Below are 18,968 nucleotides of genomic sequence, written 5' to 3'. Positions count from 1 at the left end.
TTTTACTTTGCTTCCGTTTGTAACCTTTTAGGGAATTTCTCGTCTTAGCAATAAAAGGGGGCAATATCATGTTGAGAAAAATAGTCTTTGGTGTGTTGATTTTGATTTTGCTTAGTGCTTGTAGTGCAGGTTCTGAATCGCAAGAACAAGCAATGGATGCTGAGAGTGGAGTAGCAATTGAGCAGAAAACTGAAGAAATGGACGTTTCTTTATCGAATGCAACAGATATGAAAGAAGAAGCGCCTGTTGCACCAGTGAATCGAATGGTTATTTATAAAGCAGATCTTAGACTTGAGGTCGAGGATTTTCAATCTTCTTTGGAAGCAATAGAGTTAAAAACGAATCAATACGGCGGCTATGTGGTCGAGTCTTCAACATACCGTGAAGAGCAAGAAGTGTACAGTGGAACCATCACTGTTAGAATTCCAAATGATCGCTATCAAGACTTTTTGACTGAAGCTGAAGGTATGGCCGTGAAGATTTATGATCGAACGGTGAATGGAGAAGATGTTACAGAACAATATGTAGACTTAGAATCGAGGTTAAAATCTAAACGTACTGTGGAGGCAAGACTTCTAGAATTTATGGAAAAAGCGAATAACACAGAGGATTTATTGAAGATCTCCAATGATTTAGCAAAAACCCAAGAAGAAATTGAACAACTTTTAGGGAGAATGAATTATTTAGAAAATCAAAGCTCCTTAGCAACAGTGACAATTTCGATGAGTGAAAATAAAATCGTGGTGCCGAATCTTGACAAACAAAATTTAAATACTTGGGAAAAAACGAAGCAGCAATTTGCTACAAGTCTTCATTATTTGCTGTCCTTTATTTCTGGTTTATTTGTGTTTGTGGTTGGGAATACCCCTGTTTTCATAATTACAGGTCTTGTAGTCCTACCTATTTTCATTTTTTTAAGAAAACGGATGAAAAATAGAAATAGATCCAATCGAGAGTAGGTTCCAAATTCGTGTATGTCCTTTTTCTTATTCTATGCTACAATGAGGACATACTTTTTGGTTACAAAACATGTACTTTTTTCATCGGGGGAATGAAAGTGAAAAAGGAATTTGCAGTTATAGGTTTAGGGCGTTTTGGAGGTAGTATCGTTCGTGAACTTGCAGAACAAGGAATGGAAGTTATGGCGATTGATACAAAAGAGGATCGAGTCAATGAATTTTCAATGATTGCTTCGCATGCAGTAATGGGTGACACAACCGATGAGTCCGTCCTAAAGGGTTTAGGGATTCGGAACTTTGATCATGTCATTGTCGCAATCGGTGATGATATACAGGCAAGCATTTTGACAACTTTAATTCTAAAAGAACTTGGCGTTAAACATATTACAGTTAAAGCGCAAAATGATTATCATGAGAAGGTTCTATTAAAAATAGGGGCAGATACTGTTGTCCATCCAGAAAGAGATATGGGAAGAAGAATAGCCCATAAAATGGTTTCGAACAGTGTATTAGACTATTTAGAGCTTTCTGATGAGCATAGTATCGTAGAGATTGTCGCTGGTGGAACGGTCATTGGCCACACGATCTTGGAACTCGATATTCGAGCCAAATACGGCATAAACATTGTAGCGATAAAACGAGGCAATGAAATCAATGTTTCGCCACAAGCGAATGAGGTTATTTTACAAAATGACATTTTAATTGTGATTGGAGCTGACTCAGATATTAATCGATTTGAAAAAAAGGTCATGACGGATTAATACAAACAAAAAACAAGCATGCGATATGGCGCATGCTTGTTTTTTGTTTACTTACACTTCCATAATGATTGGTAAAATCATTGGACGACGCTTTGTTTTTTCATATAAGAACGGAGCTAAAGTATCAGTGATTTCATTTTTGATTTCAGACCATTGAGTCGTTCTTCTTTCCATTACTTTATTCAAGTGTTTGGCAATGAGGCTCTGCGCATCATTAATTAAATCTCCAGATTCTCTCATATATACGAATCCACGAGAGATAATGTCTGGACCAGCGGCAATTTTGAAATCTTTCATATTGATGCTTATGACGACAACCACTAATCCCTCTTCTGAAAGAATGCGGCGATCACGGAGAACTATATTTCCAATATCACCAATACCACTACCATCAATATAAATATTACCTGAAGGTATTTTTCCTGCTACTTGTGCAGAATCTTCACTTAGAGCAAGAACTTCACCATTGTCCATAATAAAGCAATTTTCTTCGCTTACTCCACAGTCATTGGCCAGCTTCATGTGCATTCTTTGCATGCGATACTCACCATGGATAGGCATAAAGAATTTAGGCTTAATGAGGCGAAGCATAAGCTTCTGTTCTTCTTGTCCACCATGACCAGAAGTATGAATATCACTTAGCTTTCCGTGAATTACTTCGGCTCCAGCACGGAATAGCATATTAATGGTACGACTAACGCTAAGTGCGTTACCTGGAATAGGGGAAGAAGAGAATACGACCGTATCACCAGGGATGATTTGAATTTGTCGATGTGTACCATTGGCAATTCGTGATAAAGCTGCCATCGGCTCTCCTTGGCTACCAGTACATAAAATCGTTACTTGATTCGCTGGAAGTCGATTAATAGACTGAGCATCGATAAATGTATCCTTTGGTGCTCGGATATAGCCAAGCTCTTGTCCAATATTAATAGCCGCTTCCATACTTCTTCCGAATACAGCAATTTTTCTACCGTTGGCAACTGCAGCTTCCGTTACTTGTTGCAAGCGGTGAATATTCGATGCGAAAGTAGCAAAGATAACTCGACCGTCGACCTTCCTGAAAATATCATGGATATTGTCCCCTACTCTGCGCTCTGACATGGTGAAATCAGGAACTTCACTGTTTGTACTATCGGATAGTAAACATAGTACGCCTTCTTTACCGATTTCAGCCATCTTCGTTAAGTTTGCTGGTTCACCTACAGGTGTAAAGTCAAATTTGAAATCTCCAGTATGAACAATTTGTCCAGGAGGAGTTTTAACGACAATACCGTACGAATCCGGAATACTGTGAGTTGTTCGGAAAAAAGTAACCGATGTTTTTCTGAATTTGATGATATCATCTTCTTGAATTTCATGTAGCTTTGCTGTTCTTAAAAGACCGTGTTCTTCTAATTTGTTTCGAATAAGACCTAAAGCGAGTTTTCCACCATAGATTGGAATATTAATTTCTCTAAGTAAATAAGGGATCCCACCGATATGATCCTCGTGTCCGTGTGTAACAAAAAGACCTTTAATTTTATCAACATTTTTAACTAAGTAAGTATAATCAGGTATCACATAGTCAATTCCAAGTAGTTCATCTTCAGGGAACTTAATTCCGGCATCAATTAATATAATTTCATCTTGGAATTGTACTCCGTACGTGTTTTTACCTATCTCTCCCAATCCGCCTAAAGCAAAAACGGCGGTTTGATCATTTTTAACAAATTTCATAAATTATCCAATCTCCAATACTTTATAGTTTTCATTTTTCTGTTCATACTCTAAGAATGCTCCATCGACAGGGGTAATAAACTCGATATTATATGGACGCTCTGCCAATTTTGTACGTACTTCTCGAACTGACCCGGCTTCTACAAAAATCGTTTTTGTTTTCTCCCGAACAGGTGCTTCTGTTTTTAAATCTTGAAAATAAACTTTGAAAATCATACCATTTCTCTCCTTTTTTTATAAAAATGTAATAATATGTGATTCAATTTCAAAAGAAAGGTTGGAATAATATAAAAAACGCCATTCTCATAATGCTGTTGTTACGTATCTAATATGTATAGATTTTCTGGAATTCGTTTTTTAAACCTGAACATGTTGAAATTGATTCATGTAATCTTCATTTAACGTAAGGATATGAGTTCATAAAATGAGGGGATGATCATCATCTCCCGAATAGTCCCGATAGTAACTTTTTCTATTATATATAAAAAAAGGAACAATTTCATGTATTTTCTTTTTTCCTGGTATATTGTTCTTCATTTAACGAAGAGTATTGCTCCTAAATTTACTATAAAGAAGGAGCCCTTCGCAAGCATGAAGGGCTCATAATTTACGCTATGGATTTTTTTCGAAGCAAATCTTTCCACTGTTTAACAAGCTTTTTCTTTAGCTTCTTTAACATTGTGGATCATCTCCTTACTTCCTATATTATACGATCCTTGTACAAAGTAAAGATAATTCTCTCCTGTAATCTATTTCTTATTTTATTATATGGAATTTTAGGTTTTTTTCTCATGGATAAACATGGTATCTGCTTATTTGGCCAAAATAAAAAACGCAAAGGATCTTGACACAATCCTTTGCGTTGTTGTTTAACTATTCCTTATCTATCAATCGGGGTGGCATTTTCTATTGGCTCAAATGGATCTTTTTTATTTATATGGTCATAAAACATGATCCCGTTAAGATGATCAATTTCATGTTGAATACAGATTGCTGGTAATCCTTTTAATCTGAGCTTAATCTCTTCACCCTCTAAAGTGGTGGCCTTTACTGTAACCCGAGCATATCTCGGAACATATCCTGGAATGGACTCGTCAACAGATAGACAACCCTCACCACTGGTTAAATAAGCTTTTTCGACAGAGTGGCTAATAATTTTTGGGTTAAAAAGAGCATAACTATGAAGGTTTCCTTTTTCATCAGTTAAATGGATGGCGAGCATCCTTTTTGAAATATTGATTTGCGGAGCGGCAAGACCAATTCCTGGACGAAGGTTTTTCTCTTTCGCAATTTCAGGATTTTGACTTGCGATCACATATTCTAGCAAAGCTCTTAATGTTTCTTTATCTTCCTCTGATACTGGAAGTGGGACCTCTTTGGCGACGGAACGCAAAGTAGGATGACCGTCTCTAATAATGTCTTCCATCGTAAGCATGAATTTCACTCCTAAGTAATTCTCTCGTGCAATTATTTTAACAGAATTTGAAATAACCGTACAGTTTCAAAAAATCACTAGAAAGAGACATAATGAATGATAGATTTGAATAGGAATAATTAATAGGATTCATCATGATTTCCGACACTGATTTTTTCAAGCGCTATTGTAATAAATGAAAACAATAGATATAGTAATAATTGTTATATGAAGGGGGTAACTGAGTGTCGATTTTGAAATGGAAAAAAACTATTGCTTTATTTATTCTTTTAGGTTTGCTGGTTTTATCCGGGTGCCTGAATCGGACTTCTACAACGGATGAAATATACACAGTGCTTGAAACTGTAGTGGACTTAGAGCAAGATTTTGAACAACAACAGGAACCTTTAGTAGAACTAGAGAGAGAAGAAAAGGAAATTTATAGTAAGATCATCGAATTAGGAATGAAGGAATTCGAGCAAATTGTTTCACTTTCTGAAGAAGCTTTAATGATTGTCGACAAAAGAAAGGAACATATGGATAAGGAAGAAGAAAGTATCCAAGCATCGAAGCAGGAGTTTGAAAAGCTTGTTCCTTTAATAGAAGAGTTAGAAGATGGAGAAATTAAAATAAAGGCTAACGAGCTATATGAGATCATGCAAAAAAGATTTGCCACTCACGATACTCTATATGAAAACTATATTAATGGGATTGAATACGATAAAGAACTTTATCAAATGTTCCAACAAGAGGAACTATCAATTGAACAATTAGAAGAGCAAATTACAAAAATTAACGATACGTATAAAATCGTTCTTGAATCAAATGAAGAATTCAATGAGTTTACAGAGCAATACAATGAGATAAAACTTGGATTTTATACAGCGGCAGGAATTGAAATAAAGGAAGAACAAGCGGAGTAAGGGGATTGACAATAGGTCAATTCCTTTTTTTGTGTGTAGCGGAAAGTGGACAAAAACCAGTCAGAAAGGCTGATCTAAGCGCTCTACATAAAAAGCGCTTTCTTTTTTGAAAGTCCGTAGTATTAATTATAATTATTATTATATAACTTTCTTTATTATAACAGTGATGCGGTTGTACTCTTTTTTATAATACAGAAATTGAATCGTGATGAAACAGTTTTAAAAATATTAACTACATTATTAACATGATTAGATTAAAAAACTTAAAGCTAAGTAATTGACGTAGCTATTTTGGTTGGTGTAAACTTAAAACGAAGATTAGAGTTGTATCAATTTATCTCTCTAAAATTATAGTACAGCTTTTACTATCACTAAGTGTAAAAGAGAGCGTTTTATTTCAACCACATTGTGGAAAACTATTCATAATATGTGTTTAAAGCGCTTTATCGATCTCAGAAAAGATGTGTTATTTCTAAGATGAGATAGGTTTGGGTACCATAATATTGTTTTCTTCCCATACATAGCTTTAAAAGATTAAGCAAAAATGGGGACCAAAAATATTTGCACTTTAATATATTTTGTATGAAAGGGTGACTTTTAATGGCTTCTAAAACAAATAAGGCTAGTTTTGATGCAAAGAAGCAGCTTGAAAAGGTAGAAGAACAGTTTCAAACATTTCAAATACTTAACGAAGAGGGAGAAGTCGTAAACGAAGCGGCTTTACCAAACTTAAGTGACGAACAACTACAGGAACTAATGAAACGCATGGTTTATACAAGAATTCTAGACCAACGTTCAATTTCGTTAAATCGTCAAGGTCGTCTTGGATTCTATGCTCCAACAGCTGGACAAGAGGCTTCACAACTTGCGTCACAATTTGCGTTAGAAAAGGAAGACTTTATTCTTCCAGGTTATCGTGACGTTCCTCAACTTATTTGGCATGGCTTACCTTTATCTCAAGCCTTCCTATGGTCAAGAGGACATTTTAAAGGTGGAGATATTCCTGAAGGTGTAAACGTTATTTCACCACAAATCATCATCGGTGCTCAATATGTTCAAGCAGCAGGTGTAGCTCTTGGAATGCAAAAACGCGGGCAAAAGTCAGTTGCGATTACGTATACAGGTGATGGTGGTACATCTCAAGGTGATTTCTATGAAGGAATCAACTTTGCAGGTGCTTACAAATCTCCTGCGATCTTTATTATTCAAAACAATCAATTTGCGATTTCAACACCACGTGAAAAGCAGACTGCTGCTAAAACATTAGCACAAAAGGCAGTTGCGGCTGGTATCCCAGGAATCGTTGTTGATGGTATGGATCCGCTTGCTGTATATAGTGCAGTTAGAGAAGCTCGTGAGCGCGCAATCAACGGTGAAGGTCCTACTCTAATTGAAACCTTAACTTACCGTTACGGTCCTCATACAATGGCTGGGGATGACCCAACTCGTTATCGTACTTCTGATTTAGATAGCGAATGGGAAAAGAAAGATCCACTTGTCCGTTTCCGTAAATATTTAGAGAAAAAAGGTATTTGGAACGAAGAGATGGAAAATGAAACAATTGAACAAGCAAAAGAAGATATTAAAGTAGCCATTAAAGAAGCAGATAATACTCCGAAACAAAAGGTAACGGATTTGATCTCAATTATGTATGAAGAGCTTCCGCATAACCTAGAGGAGCAATATGAACTATATAAAGAGAAGGAGTCGAAGTAAGCCATGGCGCAAATGACAATGATTCAAGCAATCACGGATGCGTTACGCACTGAATTAAAGAATGATCCGAATGTATTAGTTTTCGGAGAAGACGTAGGCGTAAACGGTGGGGTTTTCCGTGCAACTGAAGGACTCCAGGCAGAATTTGGGGAAGATCGTGTGTTTGATACACCATTAGCTGAGTCTGGTATTGGTGGTTTAGCAGTTGGTCTAAGTTTACAAGGCTTCCGTCCTGTTCCAGAAATCCAATTCTTTGGATTCGTATATGAAGTAATGGATTCTATCTCTGGTCAATTAGCACGTATGCGTTACCGTTCAGGTGGTCGCTATAATGCACCAGTAACCATTCGTTCACCATTTGGTGGTGGAGTACACACACCTGAAATGCATGCTGATAGCTTAGAAGGCTTAATGGCACAACAACCAGGATTAAAAGTCGTTATTCCATCCACGCCTTATGATGCAAAAGGATTATTAATCTCAGCAATTCGTGACAATGATCCGGTTATTTACTTAGAACATATGAAATTATACCGCTCATTCAGACAAGAAGTACCTGAAGGTGAATACACAATTCCGCTTGGTAAAGCTGAAGTGAAACGTGAAGGTACAGATCTTTCTATTATTACTTATGGTGCAATGGTTCATGAGTCTATTAAAGCAGCAGAAGAGCTTGAAAAAGAAGGATTTTCTGTTGAAGTTGTTGACTTACGTACAGTTGCTCCACTTGATATTGAAACAATTATTGCTTCTGTTGAAAAAACTGGCCGTGCAATTGTTGTACAAGAAGCACAAAAACAATCTGGTATTGCAGCACAAGTCGTTGCAGAAATTAATGATCGTGCAATTCTAAGTCTTGAAGCTCCTGTTTTACGTGTGGCAGCACCTGATACAGTATTTGCTTTCCCACAAGCAGAGTCTGTATGGCTTCCTAACGTTAAAGATATTATTGAAACAAGTAAAAAAGTACTTAATTTCTAAAAAACACGCGAAATAGTTGATTGAATGATTGAATTTAAGGGAGATGGGCTTTTCCATTACCCTTAAATTCGATCGAGCTGCACACTAACTAGAATATATTAGGAGGATGAATCCATGTCATTCCAATTTAAACTGCCTGATATTGGTGAAGGTATCCATGAAGGTGAAATTGTAAAATGGTTCGTAAAAGCAGGCGATAAAGTTCAAGAAGATGATGTGCTTTGTGAAGTACAAAATGATAAAGCTGTTGTTGAAATTCCATCTCCAGTAGAAGGTACTGTTGAGGAAGTTCTTGTAGAAGAAGGAACTGTAGCGACTGTAGGTCAGGTATTAATCACATTTGATGCGCCTGGATATGAAGACCTTAAATTTAAAGGTGATGAAAGTGAAGAAGCTCCTAAGGAAGCTCCAGCTGCACAAGCTGAAGCAACACCAGAAGCAGCACCTGCAAATACAGAGCCAGCTAATCCAAACCGTCGCATTATCGCTATGCCTTCAGTACGTAAATATGCTCGTGATAAAGGCGTAGATATTCTTCAAGTGAATGGTTCAGGTGATAACGGTCGCGTCCTAAAGGATGATATTGATGCATTCTTAAATGGTGGAGCACCAACTGCTGCTTCTACAACAACTGAAGAAGCTCCAGCAGCACAAGCAGAAGCTGCGAAACCAGCTCAGGCTCCAATCCCTGCTGGTCAATATCCTGAAACTCGTGAGAAAATGAGTGGAATTCGTAAGGCAATTGCAAAAGCAATGGTGAATTCTAAGCATACTGCTCCACATGTGACATTAATGGATGAAGTTGATGTGACAAACCTTGTAGCAAACCGTAAGAAATACAAAGAAGTTGCTGCGAGCAAGGGAATTAAACTTACTTTCCTTCCTTATGTAGTTAAAGCATTAACAAGCGCATTACGCGAATACCCTGCATTAAATACATCATTAGATGATGCAACAAATGAAATTATTCATAAGCATTATTACAATATTGGTATTGCCGCTGATACAGAAAAAGGCTTACTTGTACCAGTTGTGAAGGATGCAGACCGTAAGTCTATTTTCAATATCTCTCAAGAAATCAATGAGCTTGGAGCAAAAGCACGTGACGGTAAATTAGCTCCAGATGAAATGAAAGGTGCTTCATGCACAATTTCTAACATCGGATCTGCTGGTGGACAATGGTTTACTCCAGTAATTAATCACCCAGAAGTTGCAATCCTAGGTATCGGTCGAATTGCTGAGAAGCCAGTCATTAAAGATGGTGAGATTGTAGCAGCACCAGTGCTTGCACTTTCATTAAGCTTTGACCATCGTATGATTGACGGTGCAACAGCTCAAAATGCACTAAATCACATTAAACGCTTATTAAATGATCCAGAATTAATGTTAATGGAGGCGTAATAAAATGGTAGTTGGAGATTTTCCTATCGAAACAGATACTCTTGTCCTTGGTGCAGGTCCTGGTGGATATGTAGCAGCGATTCGTGCTGCTCAACTAGGACAAAAAGTAACGATTGTTGAAAAATCAAATCTTGGTGGCGTTTGTCTGAATGTTGGATGTATCCCATCTAAAGCGTTAATCGCTGCAGGTCACCGTTATGAAACAGCATTACATTCTGAATCAATGGGGATCACAGCTGAAAACGTGAAGGTTGATTTTTCTAAGGTTCAAGATTGGAAAGCTAGTGTTGTTCATAAGCTGACTTCTGGTGTTGAAGGCTTATTAAAAGGAAATAAAGTTGAAATCGTTCGTGGCGAAGGCTATTTCGTTGATGCTAACACCATTCGTGTAATGGATGAAAACTCTGCCCAAACATACACATTTAAAAATGCGATTATCGCTACTGGTTCTCGTCCAATTGAGCTTCCTACATTCAAGTATTCTAATCGCGTAATTAATTCAACAGGTGCCCTAAACTTGCCTGAAATTCCTAAGAAGCTAGTGATCATTGGTGGAGGAGTTATTGGTGTTGAATTAGGTACTGCTTATGCTAACTTTGGAACAGAAGTTACGATTCTCGAAGGGAGCGATGAACTATTTGCTGGAGCTTTCGAAAAGCAAATGTCATCCATTGTTGCTCGTAACTTGAAGAAAAAAGGCGCAGACATCGTTACAAATGCACTTGCAAAAGGTGTTGTTGAAAACGAAAATGGCGTAGTTGTTACGTATGAAGCAAAAGGCGAAGAGAAAACGGTTGAAGCTGATTATGTACTTGTAACAGTTGGTCGTCGTCCGAATACAGATGAAATGGGCCTTGATCAAGTGGGAGTTGACATGACTGATCGTGGCATCATCAACATTGATGCACAGTGCCGCACAAATATCCCTAACATCTTTGCGATTGGTGATATTGTCGCAGGACCACAATTAGCGCATAAAGCTTCTTATGAAGGTAAAATTGCGGCTGAAGTAATTGCTGGTCATAATGCCCAAATCGATTATCTTGGAATCCCAGCTGTTGTATTTTCTGATCCTGAGCTTGCTTCTGTTGGTTATACAGAAAAACAAGCAAAAGAAGAGGGAATTGAAGTAGTTGGTTCTAAGTTCCCATTTGCTGCAAACGGTCGTGCTCTTGCTTTAGATAGTGCTGAAGGTTTCTTAAAACTTGTCACTCGTAAAGAGGATGGACTTGTAATTGGAGCTCAAATTGCGGGACCAAGTGCTTCTGATATGATTGCAGAGCTAGGTTTAGCAATTGAAGCAGGAATGACTGCTGAAGATTTAGCGATGACTATTCACGCGCACCCAACATTAGGTGAAATTACAATGGAAGCTGCCGAAGTTGCAATTGGTAGCCCAATCCATATCATTAAATAAGAATAATTTAAAAACCCTTCTCTTTAAGAGAGGGGTTTTTAGTTTGTTAAAGCAGCTTCGATTGGTTGAAGAATTTCTTCTTTAGAGATCTCTCCTGCCACTTTTGCTAAAATTTCATCATGATGTATGACAAGAATGGCTGGGCATTCACCTATCTCGAACCTTTCAAAGATATCTTTTTCTTTAGTAGGGGCAAAAGTTTTCATCTCTTTGAATTCATCTGGAAATTGTTGTCTTAGCTCAATGATTACATCATAATAAGGAGCTTCGATATGTAAGTTGGCATACTCCTTTTCATGGGAAAAGAAAATGATCTGTTTTATATTGCTATCAATTTCAAAGCTATTGTCGTTATTTTGACATGCTGAAGTTATAAGAATTAATACGATTAAGATAGGCATCATTTTCATAGGAACAGCCTCGCATTCGAGTAATAATGAAGAACATTTTTATAATTGATCTATTTTTAATTTTTTTGTCTTGATTACCCATATATTAACATAGAGATAAATATAAAGTAGGGATGTCATCTAAATGATACATAATTGAAAAATACCATTTGTACTTAGAACATAGAATGGTATTAATGAGCGTATATTTTAGATAGGTGATAGAAGATGAAAAATTACGTTGTTATGTTGATACAACTCATGATTTGGAGTTTTTATACCCTATTAGAGTGGCTATCTAAGTACGATCAACTCATTTATAATGTTGCGATGTTCATAGTATTTGTTTACTTAGCAATGGTAACGAGTAATTTGATTTTGAAATCAGCCAAAAAAACGGTAGGGATTACCTTTATTAGCTTAATTGTCTATAGTGTTATTCAAATCCTCTTGAATCTCTTCTAGCATTGACGAAAATGATTGGGTACAATAATAAATAGAGTGGTAGGACAGTAAGTAATTGAGGTGACAACAATGAAGAGATGGTTAACCATAATGGCACTCATGTTTCTTTTAGTTGGATGCCATAATGGGGAAATAAATAAATCATTGTTAGAAACTGATCTTCAAACAAGTGAGGCAGATCAAGGAGAAATAATCGAAGAGGAAGAAGATGGAGATCCGACTTCAAGTGAAAGCGAAACTGAGATGGAAGATACGGTAGTAGAGCAAAAGGAACCATTGTACGAAATCGATGGAAAAACTTGGGCAGTCGTACCGATAAATGAAGCCAATGAAAAAGTGGTTCTATTAACGATTGATGACGCTCCAGATAAACAAGCATTAGAGATGGCGCATACACTTAAAGATTTAAGGGTAAAGGCAATCTATTTTGTAAATGGTCACTTTATTGACACGGAAGAAAAGGCTGCAGTTTTAAAAGAAATATATGATTTAGGTTTCCCGATTGGCAATCACACCTTCTCTCATCAGAATTTAACTACTTTAGAGAAGGAAGAACAGTTGAAAGAGATCGTGTCTGTTAATGATCGAGTCGAGGAAATTACTGGGGAGAGACCAAGGTTCTTCCGTGCTCCATTTGGGGCAAACACGGACGAATCTAAGAAAATAGCTGCTGAAGAGAAAATGTTGATCATGAACTGGACATATGGATATGATTGGGAAAAAGAGTATCAAAATAAAGATGCCTTAACGCAAATTATGATCAATAGTCCCTATTTAAATAATGGTGCAAACCTCCTCATGCATGACCGAGCGTGGACAAGTGAAGCACTAGAAGGTATCGTAAAAGGGCTACAAGAAAAAGGGTATAAATTTGTGGACCCAGACTTGATAAGAACACTCGAATAAAAATGCAAAAGGACAGTTAATAGTCCCTTTGCCAAAAAGTTGATGTCAAAAAGCCGTTATTAACGACCTTTTGACATTGCCTCTTATTTTCTTGGATAAAAGTACATAACACGACCATTAAATAGCTGTAATTCCCCTTTCAGCTTCTTCGCTAGAAATTTACAGAATTCATTTGCTTTCCCTTTATCTCCAAAAGTAGCGGTTTCAGGTAAGGTCATTTGAATATACGTTTGTTCATATTCTGTTTCGTCTTCTCGTACAATGGTCTCACGGTCGACACCCAATAATATAATATTATAATTAGGCTCTTCAGACTTAAGATAAAACCATTTTCCTTTTCCTTCAGGTTTTTCAATAATCTCATATGGAAATGCTGCCTCTTCATATTCCCATTTGAGTTGCTCCCCTGTTTTATCAGTAATATTTTTATAATAATTTAATAGTTCGATTATTTCATCGGTGGTAACGCTTTCCTTCTCTGATACAGGCACGAGTCTTATGTATGCATGACTAGACATGTTCCATCCCCCTAATTTTCCCAAAGATAAAGTTCATCATATTTCACTTCTATTCTAGCAAAGTTTTCAGATAAGTGACAACAGAGTGAGGGAAAAATAATTCGCCCTGAAGCTACGATTTTTTAAGATGACAGTTGACGATATTATGACAGTTTGGAAATGTCGTAGTTTTCTATAATTCCATCAATTATAATAAAATTAAAAATATTGAAACTAAAGGAGGAGAATGTCCATGATGGAATTATTCGACAAGCTATATGATGAGAGTGAGAATGCGAAAGTTCGGTTTATTGGTTTTACAACAGAATCAACACGCTACGATTTTGGGATCGTCTATACGAACCAGTTCTTTGGAAAACCTTTAATAGTATGTATGCAAACTGGCCGCTCCACACTCCTCGATACTAAGGACCTCAATGATATTGATTATATTCAACAGTCATTTCGGATTCAGGATGAACAGCAAGCAATAGATTTGATTGAATTTTTCAGAACAGCTATACCACATATGCCGTTTGAACCCCAGTACGAATAATAGGAGACCTAATTAGGTCTTTTTTTTGACGTAAAAAAAGAGCATGCCTGTAATTTATAGGTATGCTCCATCATAAAAAAGAGAGTAGAAATTATTTTTTTTCGTCTGAAGACTCACAGCAGTTACACTTGGCGTACAGAACAGTCACCTTTTCATCCTCGAAATGATCAACAGTAGATTCACATGTTTGGCAAACGATTGTACCCATTTTCCAGTCTCCTTTTTATTAATATAGTTAAATTTGTTAAAAATTGAAAGCGTTTAATAACCGTTAATTAAATAATAATATAACATTATTAATAATTCAAGAGTAAATTGTATAACACATTAAAGAAAAATGATGAAAAATAAAAAAATCGGCGATTTGCCGATTTTTATTGAATAGCTCTATGTTCTTTTATCACCCTGAGCATTCTTGCATCAAAGTTCTCTGGACCTTGCACAGGTAGGCCAACTTCAATATTTTTCTTAATATAGAGGAGATTATCTTTCGTTATAATTTCTCCAGGAATAAAGATTGGGATTCCAGGAGGGTATACCATAATAAATTCTGCGATAATTCGACCTTCTGATTCATCAAAAGGAACGAGCTCTGTCTCAGCATAAAAAGCATCTCGAGGCGTTAGCGCAAGCAAAGGGATATCTGGTAAGAGAACTTTGCTTTCTGGTTGCTCAGGTTTCGTCATACGATATTTTGAGAGTTCCCTAAGTGCCTCTAATAAAATATCCGCTTCTCGTTTCGTGTCCCCAGGGGTGACGATACAAAGAATGTTATAAAGGTCAGATAACTCTACTTCAATATTATACATTCCCCTAAGCCATTTCTCGACCTCATAACCTGTGATTCCAAGCTCTTTAACTGAAATAATCAGTTTTGTCGGATCATAATCAAAGGTTGCTTTTGAGCCAAGTATTTCTTCACCGATACAATGTAAATGCTCGATTTGATTGACCTCCTGGCGCATATACTGAGCTAAATTAATCGTTTGTTCAATTAAATCATGCCCTTTAACAGCTAATTGTTTACGAGCGACGTCTAAGGATGCGAGTAACAAATAAGATGTCGAAGTTGTTGTTAACATACTTAAAATCGTTTGCACTCTTTTGGGAGAAACTAGCCCTTCTCTAACGTTTAAAATAGAGCTTTGGGTCATGGAACCACCTAATTTATGAACACTTGTTGCCGCCATATCTGCACCAGCCTGCATTGCGGACATAGGAAGCTTCTCATGAAAATGAATGTGGACTCCATGGGCTTCATCGACTAAGACGGGTATATCATAAGAATGGGCGATCTCAACAATCCTTTTTAAATCAGCAGAAATTCCGAAATAGGTTGGATTGATAACGAGTACTCCTTTTGCATCTGGGTGTTGCTCTAATGCTTTTTCGACAGAGTCGTTTGTAATCCCATGGGAGATCCCTAGTTCTTCATCAACTTCTGGATGGATAAAGATTGGAATCGCACCGGAAAAGACGATCGCAGACATAACCGATTTATGTACATTACGTGGAACAATGATTTTATCTCCAGGTCCACAAACGGTCATAACCATTGTCATGATAGCACCGCTTGTTCCTTGTACGGAGAAAAACGTGTAATCTGCTCCGAAAGCTTCAGCCGCCAAATCTTGAGCTTGTTTAATGATCCCTTTTGGAGCATGTAAATCATCAAGTGGTCCTATATTAATTAAATCAATTGAGAGTGCATTGTCCCCGATAAATTCTCGAAAATCCGGATCCATTCCGACCCCTTTTTTGTGACCGGGAATATGGAACTGGATTGGATTTTTTTTTGCGTGCTCTAGTAAGCCGTTAAATAACGGTGTTTCGTTTTGTGACAAAGTATTTCCACACCTCTTTATTAGAATGTAAGTATTTTTTCAATTTCTATGTTGGAATCCTTATCTTTTTAAGGAAAACAAATGAATTATAGCATTAATCGACACCACTGAAAAGAAAATTTAGCGCTTTAGCGTTAGTTTTCGAAGGAAACATGAAAATAACCGTTAAAAAAGAAAATAACTGTAAATTGATTGGATTAATTCATGAAAAACTAGCGCGGAAAAAGGGGAAAAGATTTGATTTTATTCAGATGAGACGTTAAAATCACTTTTAGTTAAGGAAAGTGAGCGGATGGAAATATGGAATATCAATATCCTATTGACTATCATTGGTCAACTGAAGAGATTGTAGACGTGATTAAGTTTTTTGAGAATATCGAAGCAGCTTATGAAAAAGGAATCGATCGGGATGTTTTAATGGCGTCATATCGAAGATTCAAGGAAATTGTTCCGAGTAAGGCAGAGGAAAAAAAGGTATGCGGTGAATTTGAAGAAATAAGTGGCTATTCATCGTATCGTACGATCAAGAAAGCAAAGGAAAGTGAATCAGGTCAATTTATTAAAATGTAAAAAAAGGTGTCCCCATAATTTGGGGGCACCTTTTTAGATGAGTTCCTTTAAATTGGGCAATCGCTTACGTTTAAGCCAATTTATATAAGGGTAATAATTGATTAAACAATTGATCAACTTTTTCAACAAAACCGTCAGCCGACATCTTCACAACATCTTCTCTAGGAAACTGATAACCGCATAGAATTTCGGCTTTCTTAACAGTTTGTAACCGTTCAAACAACGCTTTTAAATCTTCTTTTTTCAAATCCTTATGTAGTAGAACATCAGGTTTTGTATGATCCCCCGACCAAACAAAGTCTTTTGGAGTATTTTTATAGAGTGTATTTAATTTTTTCTCCAATGTTTTTCCAAATTCAGCTTTATTAGGCGCTTCATAAATAACCGCAAACCAAACAAAGACATGCGTTTCCCATAAGCCAATTTGAAAATGAGGTAACATCTTGTATCCCCGTGAGTTGCTGGCAAATGCCACCCACGTATCCTTTGGTGGGTTGACCGTTCTCCGTGCATGTTTAGCGACATGGGCATACATTTCTGTACCGGTTAAAGTAGAAAGTGTTGGAGCAAAATGGTGACCAAGTGCTTCGAGCTTGGGTCTAATATTTTCCTTTAGAGCATCCATTCTTTCTTCAAATCCATCTATTTTAAACACATCAAAGTCAGTATTAGTAAAACCAGTATAATTCATGCTTTCCCTCCTCTATCCTTTGTCAAATATTGTAGCATAATCACGAAAAAACAGAAAACATCAAGCCTTATTCTTGGAGGAATGAAAACAAAATCTAGAAAGTAGTAGGGTCTCAGTCGAAATTCGTCAAAATTAGGCAATAACACAAATTAGTTGCATCCCAAATCAAATCCTCATAATATATTATAAAAAGTCAGAATTATCCTACGAATGAAGTTTTGAAGCGAGTTTCGCCGTCATCAGTGGTTAGCTAAAAAAACTTTGAAAGGAGTGTCTGTTTGATGAAACAATTGATGAATACGTTAAAAAAGAGAGATCTAGAAAAGGAAAGAAAAGCCGTCTTAAAGCTGGAAATGGATTACGAACTATTAACATTGTTCGATGCTATGGCTGAAAACAATGAATCACAAAAGGAAAAATGCAAGCAAAAGCTTGAAAGAATTAGAGCAGAACTTTTACGTTTAAAGGCTCTATAATGTAGCAAGGGGAACTGCAAAAATGGTTAGAAGAATTGAATTGAATTCGAGTTAAAACGAACTCCTATTAAAATAGTAGGTGTTCGTTTTTATTTTTTTGGACTGTGAGTAAGTGATGATTTTGAATAGGATGGGAAAAGTATAATTAGTTGAACGATATACATATTTCCAGTACGCTAATGAATAGAACTAAATAACGAGGATGGGAAGCGATTTAGGTGAATAATAACGTCATTTTTGAAAGTGCATCAAGTTGGATTAAAGAGGCAGGGAAGAGAATTAAGGAATCTTTCCAAACGACTCTTAATATAGAAACAAAATCGAACGCAAATGACCTTGTAACCAATATGGATAAAGATACGGAGCGCTTTTTTATATCAAAAATAAAAGAAAAGTTTCCGGAACATAAGGTTTTAGGTGAGGAAGGCAATGGTGACGTATTAGAAGAGTTAACTGGAGTCGTATGGATCATTGATCCAATCGATGGAACGATGAACTTTGTGCATCAACAAAGAAATTTTGCCATTTCAATTGGAATTTACGAAGATGGTGTTGGGAAAATAGGACTTATCTACGATGTTGTTCATGATGAGCTTTACCATGCGATTAAAGGTCAAGGAGCATTTGTGAATGATGTACGATTAAGTCAATTAGGAGAGGTCTCAGTTTCTGAAGCGATCATTGGCATAAATGCAACTTGGGTAACGCCAAACAGAAGAATTGACCCATCTATTTTAGGAACGTTAGTTAGGGATGCTCGCGGGACTAGATCTTACGGTTCAGCTGCGATAGAAATTGCACAAGTGGCGGTGGGAAGACTAGATGCATATGTGACTTTACGACTTTCACCGTGGGACTTTGCAGGAGGCTTAGTACTCATTGAAGAGGTTGGAGGGGTGGCAAGCACACTTAAAGGAGAACCGATTCAGCTCCTTGAGGAAAATTCAATTTTTATTTCCAAGCCAGGACTTCATGATGTGATTATGAAAAAGTACTTAAATAATAAAGAATGGTAATTAGATTACTAAAAAGAAAAGCTTGAGTTGACAGGGATGATGATTTCCGATCAACTCAGCTTTTTTCGTTTTACAATATTTTTCTTTTTAAAACAAAGCCAAAGCCCATGACAACTACGAATGCAAGTAAGGATAGAACCGTTCCTATTATGCTTCGATAGCTAATGGCAATACCTACCCCACTCATACATGCAACAGCAACTATTGCTAAAAATAAGAATGGCCATTTAATTTTACTCACTTAAGTTCCCCCTGTTTAAGCGCTTT

At 36.8% G+C, this 18,968-nt stretch carries 22 protein-coding genes; 13 read left to right on the top strand and 9 right to left on the bottom strand.

Annotated elements, in window-relative coordinates:
- Positions 1-68: 68 nt before the first annotated feature.
- Both AA0X71_RS15295 and AA0X71_RS15290 read left to right on the top strand, forming a co-directional pair.
- A complete protein-coding gene (locus tag AA0X71_RS15295; protein WP_413356162.1) occupies positions 69-959 on the top strand; it encodes a DUF4349 domain-containing protein in 891 nt (296 codons plus the stop codon).
- A gap of 98 nt (positions 960-1,057) precedes the next feature.
- Complete coding sequence (locus AA0X71_RS15290) at positions 1,058-1,720, top strand: potassium channel family protein (RefSeq protein ID WP_413356161.1); 663 nt, start codon at positions 1,058-1,060, stop codon at positions 1,718-1,720.
- A gap of 51 nt (positions 1,721-1,771) precedes the next feature.
- Here the strand turns inward: AA0X71_RS15290 and rnjA are convergent, their stop codons facing one another.
- The 3 genes from rnjA to def all read right to left on the bottom strand — a co-directional run bounded on the left by rnjA (position 1,772) and on the right by def (position 4,874).
- Entirely contained in the window at positions 1,772-3,439 is a 1,668-nt protein-coding gene (rnjA, locus tag AA0X71_RS15285; RefSeq protein ID WP_413356160.1) for a ribonuclease J1, read from the bottom strand.
- A gap of 3 nt (positions 3,440-3,442) precedes the next feature.
- Positions 3,443-3,655 (bottom strand): DNA-dependent RNA polymerase subunit epsilon, encoded by a 213-nt coding sequence (locus AA0X71_RS15280; RefSeq protein WP_413356159.1) that lies wholly within the window; start codon positions 3,653-3,655, stop codon positions 3,443-3,445.
- A gap of 664 nt (positions 3,656-4,319) precedes the next feature.
- A complete protein-coding gene (gene def, locus AA0X71_RS15275; protein WP_413356158.1) occupies positions 4,320-4,874 on the bottom strand; it encodes a peptide deformylase in 555 nt (184 codons plus the stop codon).
- Positions 4,875-5,098: 224 nt separating this feature from the next.
- Between def and AA0X71_RS15270 the strand changes: the two genes are divergently transcribed.
- The 5 genes from AA0X71_RS15270 (at position 5,099) to lpdA (ending at position 11,291) form a co-directional block, all read left to right on the top strand.
- On the top strand, positions 5,099-5,776 hold the full coding sequence (locus AA0X71_RS15270) for a YkyA family protein (protein WP_413356157.1): 678 nt from the start codon (positions 5,099-5,101) through the stop codon (positions 5,774-5,776).
- 600 nt (positions 5,777-6,376) lie between these two features.
- A complete protein-coding gene (gene pdhA, locus AA0X71_RS15265) occupies positions 6,377-7,492 on the top strand; it encodes a pyruvate dehydrogenase (acetyl-transferring) E1 component subunit alpha (protein WP_413356156.1) in 1,116 nt (371 codons plus the stop codon).
- 3 nt (positions 7,493-7,495) lie between these two features.
- Entirely contained in the window at positions 7,496-8,473 is a 978-nt protein-coding gene (locus tag AA0X71_RS15260; protein WP_413356155.1) for an alpha-ketoacid dehydrogenase subunit beta, read from the top strand.
- A 114-nt stretch (positions 8,474-8,587) separates the two neighbouring features.
- Positions 8,588-9,874, top strand: a complete 1,287-nt coding sequence (locus AA0X71_RS15255) for a dihydrolipoamide acetyltransferase family protein (RefSeq protein ID WP_413356154.1) — start codon at positions 8,588-8,590, stop codon at positions 9,872-9,874.
- A 4-nt stretch (positions 9,875-9,878) separates the two neighbouring features.
- Positions 9,879-11,291: a dihydrolipoyl dehydrogenase gene (gene lpdA / locus AA0X71_RS15250; RefSeq protein ID WP_413356153.1), complete on the top strand. Its 1,413-nt coding sequence runs from the start codon at positions 9,879-9,881 to the stop codon at positions 11,289-11,291.
- A gap of 38 nt (positions 11,292-11,329) precedes the next feature.
- On the opposite strand, the gene AA0X71_RS15245 is transcribed toward lpdA, so the two are convergent.
- Positions 11,330-11,701: a small peptidoglycan-associated lipoprotein gene (locus AA0X71_RS15245; protein ID WP_413356152.1), complete on the bottom strand. Its 372-nt coding sequence runs from the start codon at positions 11,699-11,701 to the stop codon at positions 11,330-11,332.
- 207 nt (positions 11,702-11,908) lie between these two features.
- On the opposite strand from AA0X71_RS15245, the gene AA0X71_RS15240 reads away from it, so the two are divergent.
- Both AA0X71_RS15240 and AA0X71_RS15235 read left to right on the top strand, forming a co-directional pair.
- Entirely contained in the window at positions 11,909-12,145 is a 237-nt protein-coding gene (locus AA0X71_RS15240) for a hypothetical protein (RefSeq protein ID WP_413356151.1), read from the top strand.
- Between the two features lie 69 nt (positions 12,146-12,214).
- On the top strand, positions 12,215-13,051 hold the full coding sequence (locus AA0X71_RS15235) for a polysaccharide deacetylase family protein (RefSeq protein ID WP_413356150.1): 837 nt from the start codon (positions 12,215-12,217) through the stop codon (positions 13,049-13,051).
- 83 nt (positions 13,052-13,134) lie between these two features.
- On the opposite strand, the gene AA0X71_RS15230 is transcribed toward AA0X71_RS15235, so the two are convergent.
- Positions 13,135-13,569 (bottom strand): DUF1885 family protein, encoded by a 435-nt coding sequence (locus tag AA0X71_RS15230; protein ID WP_413356149.1) that lies wholly within the window; start codon positions 13,567-13,569, stop codon positions 13,135-13,137.
- A 235-nt stretch (positions 13,570-13,804) separates the two neighbouring features.
- Here AA0X71_RS15230 and AA0X71_RS15225 point away from each other — a divergent pair, with 235 nt between their 5' ends.
- Positions 13,805-14,104, top strand: a complete 300-nt coding sequence (locus AA0X71_RS15225; RefSeq protein ID WP_413362615.1) for a DUF3055 domain-containing protein — start codon at positions 13,805-13,807, stop codon at positions 14,102-14,104.
- 91 nt (positions 14,105-14,195) lie between these two features.
- Here AA0X71_RS15225 and AA0X71_RS15220 read toward each other — a convergent pair whose 3' ends face one another.
- Both AA0X71_RS15220 and AA0X71_RS15215 read right to left on the bottom strand, forming a co-directional pair.
- Positions 14,196-14,312, bottom strand: a complete 117-nt coding sequence (locus AA0X71_RS15220; RefSeq protein ID WP_019152948.1) for a GapA-binding peptide SR1P — start codon at positions 14,310-14,312, stop codon at positions 14,196-14,198.
- A gap of 166 nt (positions 14,313-14,478) precedes the next feature.
- Positions 14,479-15,948, bottom strand: coding sequence for an aminotransferase class I/II-fold pyridoxal phosphate-dependent enzyme (locus tag AA0X71_RS15215; RefSeq protein WP_413356148.1), 1,470 nt, complete (start codon positions 15,946-15,948; stop codon positions 14,479-14,481).
- A 300-nt stretch (positions 15,949-16,248) separates the two neighbouring features.
- Here AA0X71_RS15215 and AA0X71_RS15210 point away from each other — a divergent pair, with 300 nt between their 5' ends.
- Positions 16,249-16,518 (top strand): UPF0223 family protein, encoded by a 270-nt coding sequence (locus tag AA0X71_RS15210; RefSeq protein WP_413356147.1) that lies wholly within the window; start codon positions 16,249-16,251, stop codon positions 16,516-16,518.
- A 70-nt stretch (positions 16,519-16,588) separates the two neighbouring features.
- Here AA0X71_RS15210 and AA0X71_RS15205 read toward each other — a convergent pair whose 3' ends face one another.
- On the bottom strand, positions 16,589-17,209 hold the full coding sequence (locus AA0X71_RS15205) for a YktB family protein (RefSeq protein WP_413356146.1): 621 nt from the start codon (positions 17,207-17,209) through the stop codon (positions 16,589-16,591).
- 281 nt (positions 17,210-17,490) lie between these two features.
- Here AA0X71_RS15205 and AA0X71_RS15200 point away from each other — a divergent pair, with 281 nt between their 5' ends.
- Together AA0X71_RS15200 and AA0X71_RS15195 are read left to right on the top strand one after the other, a co-directional pair.
- Positions 17,491-17,685, top strand: a complete 195-nt coding sequence (locus AA0X71_RS15200) for a hypothetical protein (protein ID WP_413356145.1) — start codon at positions 17,491-17,493, stop codon at positions 17,683-17,685.
- Between the two features lie 218 nt (positions 17,686-17,903).
- Positions 17,904-18,701 (top strand): inositol monophosphatase family protein, encoded by a 798-nt coding sequence (locus AA0X71_RS15195; protein WP_413356144.1) that lies wholly within the window; start codon positions 17,904-17,906, stop codon positions 18,699-18,701.
- A gap of 70 nt (positions 18,702-18,771) precedes the next feature.
- On the opposite strand, the gene AA0X71_RS15190 is transcribed toward AA0X71_RS15195, so the two are convergent.
- Positions 18,772-18,942, bottom strand: a complete 171-nt coding sequence (locus AA0X71_RS15190) for a YlaF family protein (RefSeq protein ID WP_413356143.1) — start codon at positions 18,940-18,942, stop codon at positions 18,772-18,774.
- Positions 18,943-18,968 lie beyond the last annotated feature (26 nt).

Origin of the sequence: Robertmurraya phoenicis (genome assembly GCF_047302285.1) — a bacterium.
Taxonomy (GTDB): domain Bacteria; phylum Bacillota; class Bacilli; order Bacillales; family Cytobacillaceae; genus Robertmurraya.
Note: the sequence above shows the minus strand (reverse complement) of the source record. Positions and strands in the feature narration are given on the sequence as shown.